Genomic DNA, 8,472 nt, shown 5'->3' with positions numbered 1-8,472 from the left:
TCGAATAAATCAGCGCCTCCCTAAGTCTGAACGGTCTTTGAGGTGGGATGACGCAGACATTGGCATTCAATGGCCTGCGCTGTCTACTCAGCCAACCTTGTCAGTCAAGGATCAAAATGCATTACCGTTCTCCCAGTTGGAATACTTTGAAGATTCCAGTCTTCTCCCATGCGAAAAGGTATTGAAGCAGCAATGAAAGAGGGAATGAAAGATATAATAGCGGCTCTACGCAGACGAGATATCTGGCTTCACTTTGCGATCAGCGATACCAAAGCGCGGTATGCAAGAAGCATGTTGGGGCCATGGTGGATAACCTTGGGCACCGCCTTGGGCGTGCTAGGGCTAGGCGTGGTTTGGAGCGCGGTGATGAACGTGGACTTGCCGACGATGCTCCCCAACCTTGCAGTGGGACTTGTTCTTTGGTTCATGATGTCGGGAGTCATTTCCGAATCGGCGGGTTGCTTCAGTAATCAGGCTGCAATTATAAGAAACTACTCGTTGCCCTTGTCGATTCACACCTTGCGACTTCTGTTGAAGCATTTAATAAACTTCACCCACAATATAAGTATTATTCTTGTTGTCTTTTTTATCTATGGCTTCCCAAGTGTTGAAAACTTTCTGTGGGCGTTGCTCGGGCTATTGATTATTCTGATCAACTTGAGTTGGTTGTCGCTTCTGATTTCAACGATGGGCGCGCGTTTTCGTGACTTGGGACCGTCTATCGATGCATTGATGCCTGTGCTGTTTTTTTTGACGCCGATTCTTTACAAAAAGTCAGATGTGGTAGCGTCGGTCGTTTGGTTTGATTACAACCCTATCGCCACGCTGTTCTCGCTTGTCAAGAATCCTCTTGTTTCCCTGCCGATCATTGAACAAGACTACCTGAATATGTTTGTTCTAAGTGTTGTAGGTTGGTGCCTGGTTTCAGTTGTCTTCAGTCGCTGCAAGAAAAACATAGTATTCTGGATCTAATATGGCATCTATAGAGCTTAATAATGTTTCATTAAAGTTTCCAGTCATCACTGAGTTGGGCGGATCTCTGCGACGTCAGTTGGTAAATCTGACAACGGGGGGGGCAATTTCCAGTGATAACACTCATACCATTCATATCCATGCGCTAAAAGACATCAACCTAAGCGTAAAGGAAGGCGACCGAATAGGCCTGATTGGTCACAACGGCGCTGGCAAGAGCAGTTTGCTGCGTATGTTGGCGGGTATCTATACGCCCACCTCCGGCGTTCGATCTATATCAGGTTCGGTAAGAGCCCTGTTCGAGCTGGGTGTTGGAACAGATCATGAGCTGACCGGCAGGGCAAATATAGAAAGGCTGTCCAGACTTTACGGGTACTCGTTGAAGCAGGTCAAAGAAGATATACATAAGATCGAAGAGTTTTCGGGCTTGGGTGGGTACCTTGATTTGCCTATAAGGACTTATTCTTCTGGCATGCAGCTGAGGTTGTTGTTCTCGATCTCTACATTGTACCCCAGTGACATTCTCTTGATTGATGAAGTGTTCGGTGTGGGCGACGAGGCGTTTCAAGACAAAGCGCGTCAGCGCATGCAAGACATGATGAGTAGTTCAAAGATCGTCATCATGGCTTCGCATTCAAAAGATATAATTAACAAGTTCTGTAATAAGACAATTAAGCTCGAAGCGGGCGGAATTGTTGAAATTAACAACATTGAGAGCAGGTTATGAGCAAAGCTGGAGTTCTGAGAATCATGAAGATGATCGCATTTGAGGCTTTAGGCCCTTATGCGTGCCGACTTGCGCTGGCTACGCTTCGCGAAAATAAGTCGCCTGCGGCATTGCCTTTGCGCGTGAAAGTGGCTTTTTATGCACTGAAGGTGGTGAATATATTTTTGCCACTCTCCAAGATGATGCGTGAGCAGGAAAAATCTGAAATCGAGCGACCGCAGGTCTATGATGCCCATCTTTTAAATTTGATGGTTAACCGGGCCTATGATCTTCCGGACGTTGTCGTCGATGAAAATGCACCCAAGCGTATAAATGTGCTTGTGCCTGCCTTTACACTTAATACCATTTCAGCTGGTTTTTTTGGTGTGTTCAATATCGCCTTGTTTATAAGGCAACAGGGTTTTCAGGTGCGCATGGTGCTGTTTGATAACTTCTACTATGTAGAAGACGAATTCCGGCAGGCTTTGAAAAAATTTCCATCTATGGAGCGGCTTCTTGACGAGGTAGAAGTTGAGTACATAGGCTCTCGTGCTGAACCATTAGTCGTCTCGCCTCATGACAATAGTGTTGCTACCGTTTGGTACAGCGCTTATTTCGCAGATAAAATTGCCAGCCATACCGGTGGTAAATCATTCCTGTATCTTATCCAGGACTATGAAGCAGCGTTCTATCCATTTAACAGTCTGTACTGCATCGCGCGTAACTCGTATGATTTTAAATACCACACGTTGTCGTCATCGAGTGCCTTACTTGAGTACCTTAAGCGTGAAAAAATAATTTCGACCGAGGCCGCTTATAGAAGCATGAGTTTTGATAATGCCTACTCGTCTTCTATCTATTCTGCAGAAGAATTTTCTAAAGAGAAAAGCTCATCCAAAAAACGTTTTGTTTTCTATAGCCGCCCCGCGGTAAACAGAAATATGTTCGAAATGGCTGCGCTTTCATTAATCGATGCTTACTCAAAAGGCGCTTTCGACGCTGACGAGTGGGAGTTCTTCGGCATGGGTATCGGTAACACGACTGTGCAGCTGGCGAATGGCGTCGAGGTCAAACAACTGCCCCGGATGCCGCTGGACGAGTATGAGGCAATCACCAAGACATTTGATTTGTGTCTGACCTTGATGTCCTCCCCTCACCCAAGTTTGATTCCCATGGACCTTGCTGCGTCCGGAGCAATTGTTGTTACAAATACGTTTGAAACCAAGACCCCTGAATATTTGAAGGGCATATCCGGGAACATTATTCCTGCGCATCCGGGATTGTATGAGCTGTCTGCAGCGATACAAGAAGGTGTATTGCGTACACGTGATGTTAAAGCCCGATATGAAAATGCCATTATCAATTGGCCTAAATCCTGGGATGAAACCTGGAGCGATGAGCATCGGTCCTTCATCAAGGAGATTTTTTCGTCATGAAAAGCAAACAAGAGTTTATTGAGCTGTTAAGGGAAGTGGGTGAAGAGTTTGGGTGCGATAAAATCGTCCCTCATAACTATCATCCGTTTTATGCTTCTCATCTTCAGGAGTACATTGACCGTCCGTTCAAACTGCTTGAAATCGGAATCGGCGGTGAGGGGCGTGAGATCGGTGGGGCCTCTCTTAAATTGTGGGAAAAAGTATTTCCTCTTGCGGATATCTATGGGCTGGATATTTATCCCAAGGATGAACTTGACTCGGATCGTATCAAAACGTTCATCTGTGACCAAGGGGACTCTGCCGCATTAGAGGCCTTTGCGCAGGAGCATGGCCCGTTTGACGTAATCATTGATGATGGCAGCCACAAACGGTCTGACCAGTTGACCAGTATGTTCTCGCTGATCGCGCATGTTTCACCGGGAGGATACTACATACTTGAAGATTACTTTACTGCTTACTGGCCTGTTTACGACGGGTCTACGTTAGCCAAGGATTATCTGGATACGCCAGTAAGATGGCTAAAGCAGTCCATTGATATAATTAATCGCAATAATTTACTGTCCCCTGAAATGAAGGCCACGGTACCTGATTGGCAGATTGAGTCTTTGCATGTATACTCTGGTGTTTCATTTCTCCGAAAAGGAATGGCGCAAAATAGAAGCGAAATACCAGAAGACGGTTTCTTTGAGAATCAGATCGAGCTTGATCAGCTCCGTTATGGCCGGTTCCAGGATATGTTTTTGGCCACCGCACAAAATCCAATGAATAACCTGTCTTTACTTGAAGAGCTGAAAAAGCTCATAGATGCTCATATTGATTCTGCGAAAGCGTTAAAGGATCAGCAGCACTAAAATCATAGTCTCAGGGATTCCTCTCAGGGGGAATCTCTTTGATCGATACTTCGTCGGTCGCTGTTGAAGGCACCGTCAATGCTGCAATGATACATGCCGCCGCAAAAAGAAGTTTGTCACGGGGGCGCCTACGGCACTCGTATGCATGACCTATGAGCTTTATAAAAAAGAACCGGCCTTGTTTTTTTGTGTATTTTAAGCTGGATCTCTTGGTCTCTGTCAGTTTGTTAATTAATAATACTTGTGAGCCCCACCAGCCTTTCATGATTTTTTTGAGCCTGGTTCTAGCTGATGCAACGCCTGCATTGACCCCTATCTCATTATGAGCATGCTGCCGGTAGTCCATGCCGGGAAGCGGATCAATAAACCATTTGTAATCATGACGTCGTGCAAACGCATAACAGTACCAGTCATGAAGGCTTACGTTCTGCGCCTGATCCCAGTTAGCGATTAATGAATGCTTGAACGCATCTGCCAGCTCTCGCTTTAGTACGTATGTGCATCCAGGGCCTGCAGCTTCAAACAGGTAGTCCCACTTTACCTGTCTCTGAGCTTTGTCGACTACAAGGCGGCGGCCATCTGGCCAGAACGCTATTACGTTACTGGAGTAGGCACTAAAGGCTCCTGTTTTCAGACTTGAGTGCGCTCTGGCAATTTTTTGGTCGTGCCAAATGTCATCTTGATCAGAAAACGCTACGTAATCAAATGAGGAGAAGTCGACGTCTTTTATTAGTCGATAAAAGTTACGTGCCGCACCACCGAACGCCCCTGCCGGAGGCAGTATTATCACGTTGGGGTGTTTGGTAGAGTATTCCGTGCACCGCTTTTCCGTTCCATCGGAAGAGGGGTCTATGCTTATGTAGATTGTTACATTGATATCCTGCTGAGCCAGTATTGAATCTAATTGCTGGTCTATCCATTTAATTCCATTATAGGCAGCTAGCAAGACAACTACATTTGGAAGCGTTGATTGCATGCCGATGGGTTACCTATAATGAAGAAGTTTTGCGTGTTCTGATTAGAAGTGTTTGAGTTCTAATATTTTTTGCAGGTATTGGCCATAACCCGTTTTCTTGAGCTTCTCGGCTTGTTTGGCGAGCTGGGCTTCAGTAATCCATTTGTTGGTGAAGGCAATTTCTTCAAGGCACGCGACTTTCCAGCCTTGGCGCTGCTCAATAGTGTGCACAAAATGGCTGGCTTCTAGCAGGGAGTCATGAGTGCCCGTGTCAAGCCAGGCAAAGCCACGTCCCAGTATTTCTACCGTCAGACTCTTCTGTTCAAGATAGACACGGTTTACATCAGTGATTTCCAGCTCGCCGCGCTCGGAAGGCTTAATGTTTTTAGCGATTTCAACAACCTGATTATCATAGAAGTACAGGCCAGTTACGGCATAGCTCGACTTCGGTGCGGCAGGTTTTTCTTCAATGCTCAAGGCGCGACCGGTTTCGTCGAACTCTACAACGCCAAAGCGCTCAGGATCGGAAACGTGGTAACCGAAGACAGTAGCGCCGCTGGACTGTTGGCTGGCCGAGCGCAGGTTGTCGGAGAAGTGCTGACCGTAAAAGATGTTGTCGCCCAGAATCAGGCAGCAAGGATCTTCACCGATGAACTCTTCGCCGATGATGAAGGCTTGTGCCAGGCCATCAGGCGTTGGTTGCTCTGCGTAGGTGAGCTGAATGCCATATTGGCTGCCGTCACCCAGCAACTTGCGGAAGCTCGGTAAGTCTTCTGGTGTGGAGATGATCAGGACTTCACGCATACCTGCCAGCATCAGCACAGACAGAGGGTAGAAAATCATCGGCTTGTCGTAGATAGGCAGCATCTGCTTGGATACGCCAAGGGTAAGCGGGTGCAGACGAGTGCCCGAGCCGCCGGCCAGGATGATGCCTTTACGATTAATGGTGGTCATTTGTTCAGAGTTTCCATGAGCATTCGGGCTACACCATTTTGCCAGTCAGGCAGGTGCAGAGAAAAATTGTGGCGCAGCTTTTCTGTGTTCAGACGCGAATTCAGAGGGCGTTGCGCTGGCGTCGGGTACTCGATCGTACCGATTGGATTGATCGTTTCCACTGCCAAGGGTTCCCCGTTGGCGCGGGCGAAATCAATCACGTATTGCGCGTAAGCATGCCATGACACTTCACCGGCCGGTGCCAGGTTGTAAATGCCACATAGCTCCGGCTTCGCCAGCGTTTGAAGTAGGGCAGCCGTCGCTATGTCGGCCAGCAACTCCGCACCTGTAGGTGCGCCAATCTGATCGGCGATCACATTGAGCGTTGGGCGATCTTTCGCGAGGCGCAACATGGTTTTGGCAAAGTTGTTACCACGTGCCGCGTAAACCCAGCTGGTACGGAAGATCAGGTGCTTGCAACCTGAGGCAGCTATAAGTTGCTCGCCTTCAAGTTTGGTTGCGCCGTAATAGTTGACCGGCGACACGACATCGCTTTCTTTCCATGCGGTGTTGCCCGAACCGTCGAACACATAGTCGGTCGAGTAGTGAACCAACAGCGCGTCCAGCGTGTGTGCCTCTTCTGCCATTACCTGGCTGGCCAGAGCATTGACCGTGTGCGCAAGCTCACGCTCGGTTTCGGCCTTGTCGACAGCGGTATAGGCTGCGGCGTTGACTATAACCTGAGGTTGAATGCGACGAATCGAATTGCGTAACCCCTCCAGATTGGACAGGTCGCCAGAAAGGTCACCGTATGCCGTCGAGACGGTATGGCGATCAAGCGCGATAACTTCACCCACTACTGCAAGTGAGCGCTGCAACTCCCAGCCGACCTGGCCGTTTTTTCCCAAAAGAAGAATTTTCATCATTTATCGGCGCGCGCTGTGTAGTTCTTGTCGATCCATTGCTGGTAGCTTCCGCTCTTTACATGAGCAACCCATTCAGGATTATCGAGGTACCACTGTACTGTTTTGCGAATACCCGATTCGAAGCTTTCTTCCGGCGTCCAGCCCAGCTCGCGCTGAATCTTGCTGGCATCGATAGCGTAGCGCAGGTCGTGGCCCGGGCGGTCCTGAACGTAAGTGATCAGGCTGGCGTGCGGACGATGGACTGAATCCGGGCGCAGTTGGTCGAGCAGCGCGCAAACGGTGTTGACCACCTCGATGTTCTGTTTCTCGTTGTGGCCACCAATGTTGTAGGTCTCGCCGATCTCGCCTTCGGTCACAACTTTGTACAGTGCGCGGGCATGGTCTTCGACATAGAGCCAGTCACGAACCTGATCGCCTTTTCCATAGATAGGCAGCGGCTTGCCTTCCAGTGCGTTGAGGATGATCAGTGGGATCAGCTTCTCCGGGAAATGGCATGGACCGTAGTTGTTCGAGCAGTTGGTTACCAGGGTCGGCAGGCCATAGGTGCGGCTCCAGGCGCGTACCAGGTGGTCGGAGCTGGCCTTGCTGGCCGAGTAGGGTGAGCTTGGCTGGTAAGGCGTTGTCTCGGTGAAGAGATCTTCAGGGCCTTCCAGGTCGCCATACACTTCGTCAGTCGAGATGTGGTGAAAGCGGAAGCTGGCTTTGCGCACTTCGTCCAGCTGGCTCCAGTAGCTGCGTGCTGCTTCAAGCAGTACATAGGTGCCTATGATATTGGTCTGGATGAACTCCGACGGACCCGTGATGGAGCGGTCTACGTGCGATTCGGCTGCCAAGTGCATCACAGCGTCGGGCTGGTGCTCTTTGAAAACCCGGTCCAGGTCTTCGCGGTTGCAGATGTCCACGTGCTCAAAGGCATAACGCTCGCTTTGATCGGCCGACTGAAGTGATTCAAGATTGCCTGCGTACGTCAGTTTGTCGACATTGACGACTGAGTCGGCTGTATTGGCAATGATGTGCCGAATCACTGCCGAACCGATGAAACCAGCACCGCCTGTTACTAAGATCTTCAAAAGAGTATCTACCTTGGGTTATGACAAGGCTCTGCCTGGTCCGTGGAAACGATCGCTGATCAGTCGCCGTCTTGAAACATCTGCCTGCGTTAAACATGAATGTTTAAATGACGTGGATGAGCGGCGGTAAAAAAACGACATTTTACATAGAAAAATAGACATCCCCATCAAATAATTTGAGGGCGTCTGCAATCGTGTAGCCAGCCGACGGTGCCAATGCCTGAAACGCGAAAGCCCCGGATAATGGGGCTTTCGTGATGGAGGAATCTGCAGTTGCCGAGATCCCGCTGGACGCTGCCTATGGCCTACACGTTAAACCGTAGATCTGGCCTGTAGGGCCCGAAATACATGGGTTTCACGTGCGGATGAAAAAAATATAGTCACCTCCATATACACTTTGGTGCTTGCTACCTATTCGCAACCGTTAGCTGCCCCCCGTCCCCACACCGCCTTTGATGGAGCCTGTGAACCACGGATTTTCGAGCACGAAAATAATAAAGCCGGAATCCGTGACCTGGGAATGCCCTCTGCTGACACTGCATGCAATTGATAGAGCGCAGAGGTAGCCATGCAGATCATTCGCCGCAAAGCCGTTTGCAAAAAACTAGGGAAGCTCCGAGCAA

The 8,472-nt window shown here is 49.1% G+C and carries 8 protein-coding genes; 4 read left to right on the top strand and 4 right to left on the bottom strand.

Features of this window, described 5'->3' with window-relative positions; all coding sequences use genetic code 11:
• Positions 1 to 168: 168 nt before the first annotated feature.
• Genes ALO64_RS01725 through ALO64_RS01710 form a run of 4 tightly spaced genes read left to right on the top strand, consistent with a single transcriptional unit; the run spans position 169 to position 3,965 of the window.
• On the top strand, positions 169 to 972 hold the full coding sequence (locus ALO64_RS01725) for an ABC transporter permease (RefSeq protein WP_081009244.1): 804 nt from the start codon (positions 169 to 171) through the stop codon (positions 970 to 972).
• 1 nt (position 973) lies between these two features.
• Positions 974 to 1,699, top strand: a complete 726-nt coding sequence (locus ALO64_RS01720) for an ABC transporter ATP-binding protein (protein WP_044345269.1) — start codon at positions 974 to 976, stop codon at positions 1,697 to 1,699.
• 23 nt (positions 1,700 to 1,722) lie between these two features.
• A complete protein-coding gene (locus ALO64_RS01715; protein ID WP_235378723.1) occupies positions 1,723 to 3,114 on the top strand; it encodes a rhamnosyltransferase WsaF family glycosyltransferase in 1,392 nt (463 codons plus the stop codon).
• Positions 3,111 to 3,965: a class I SAM-dependent methyltransferase gene (locus ALO64_RS01710; RefSeq protein WP_044345273.1), complete on the top strand. Its 855-nt coding sequence runs from the start codon at positions 3,111 to 3,113 to the stop codon at positions 3,963 to 3,965. Before ALO64_RS01715 ends, ALO64_RS01710 begins: the two co-directional genes overlap by 4 nt.
• A 10-nt stretch (positions 3,966 to 3,975) precedes the next feature.
• Here the strand turns inward: ALO64_RS01710 and ALO64_RS01705 are convergent, their stop codons facing one another.
• From ALO64_RS01705 to rfbB, 4 genes are read right to left on the bottom strand one after another with little or no spacing between them, the layout of a single operon-like run.
• Entirely contained in the window at positions 3,976 to 4,941 is a 966-nt protein-coding gene (locus ALO64_RS01705; RefSeq protein WP_044345274.1) for a glycosyltransferase, read from the bottom strand.
• Between the two features lie 42 nt (positions 4,942 to 4,983).
• The gene (rfbA, locus tag ALO64_RS01700; RefSeq protein ID WP_044345275.1) at positions 4,984 to 5,874 is read right to left on the bottom strand and encodes a glucose-1-phosphate thymidylyltransferase RfbA; all 891 of its coding nucleotides are present in this window, start codon (positions 5,872 to 5,874) and stop codon (positions 4,984 to 4,986) included.
• Positions 5,871 to 6,776 carry a dTDP-4-dehydrorhamnose reductase gene (rfbD, locus tag ALO64_RS01695; protein WP_044345276.1) on the bottom strand — a complete coding sequence of 302 codons (906 nt, stop codon included), beginning with the start codon at positions 6,774 to 6,776 and terminating at the stop codon, positions 5,871 to 5,873. The genes rfbA and rfbD overlap by 4 nt, the downstream gene beginning before the upstream one ends.
• Positions 6,776 to 7,849 (bottom strand): dTDP-glucose 4,6-dehydratase, encoded by a 1,074-nt coding sequence (gene rfbB, locus ALO64_RS01690; RefSeq protein WP_002552133.1) that lies wholly within the window; start codon positions 7,847 to 7,849, stop codon positions 6,776 to 6,778. Before rfbB ends, rfbD begins: the two co-directional genes overlap by 1 nt.
• Positions 7,850 to 8,472: the final 623 nt, after the last annotated feature.

The sequence above is a fragment of the Pseudomonas meliae genome, assembly GCF_001400515.1.
In the GTDB taxonomy this organism is placed as follows: Bacteria; Pseudomonadota; Gammaproteobacteria; order Pseudomonadales; family Pseudomonadaceae; genus Aquipseudomonas; species Aquipseudomonas amygdali.
Note: the sequence above shows the minus strand (reverse complement) of the source record. Positions and strands in the feature narration are given on the sequence as shown.

Bases quoted from the DNA above. Each gene is read 5' to 3' on its own strand.
- ALO64_RS01725 (WP_081009244.1), top strand. From the start codon at position 169: ATGCGAAAAGGTATTGAAGCAGCAATGAAAGAGGGAATGAAAGATATA.
- ALO64_RS01720 (WP_044345269.1), top strand. From the start codon at position 974: ATGGCATCTATAGAGCTTAATAATGTTTCATTAAAGTTTCCAGTCATC.
- ALO64_RS01715 (WP_235378723.1), top strand. From the start codon at position 1,723: ATGAAGATGATCGCATTTGAGGCTTTAGGCCCTTATGCGTGCCGACTT.
- ALO64_RS01710 (WP_044345273.1), top strand. From the start codon at position 3,111: ATGAAAAGCAAACAAGAGTTTATTGAGCTGTTAAGGGAAGTGGGTGAA.
- ALO64_RS01705 (WP_044345274.1), bottom strand. From the start codon at position 4,941: ATGCAATCAACGCTTCCAAATGTAGTTGTCTTGCTAGCTGCCTATAAT.
- rfbA (WP_044345275.1), bottom strand. From the start codon at position 5,874: ATGACCACCATTAATCGTAAAGGCATCATCCTGGCCGGCGGCTCGGGC.
- rfbD (WP_044345276.1), bottom strand. From the start codon at position 6,776: ATGAAAATTCTTCTTTTGGGAAAAAACGGCCAGGTCGGCTGGGAGTTG.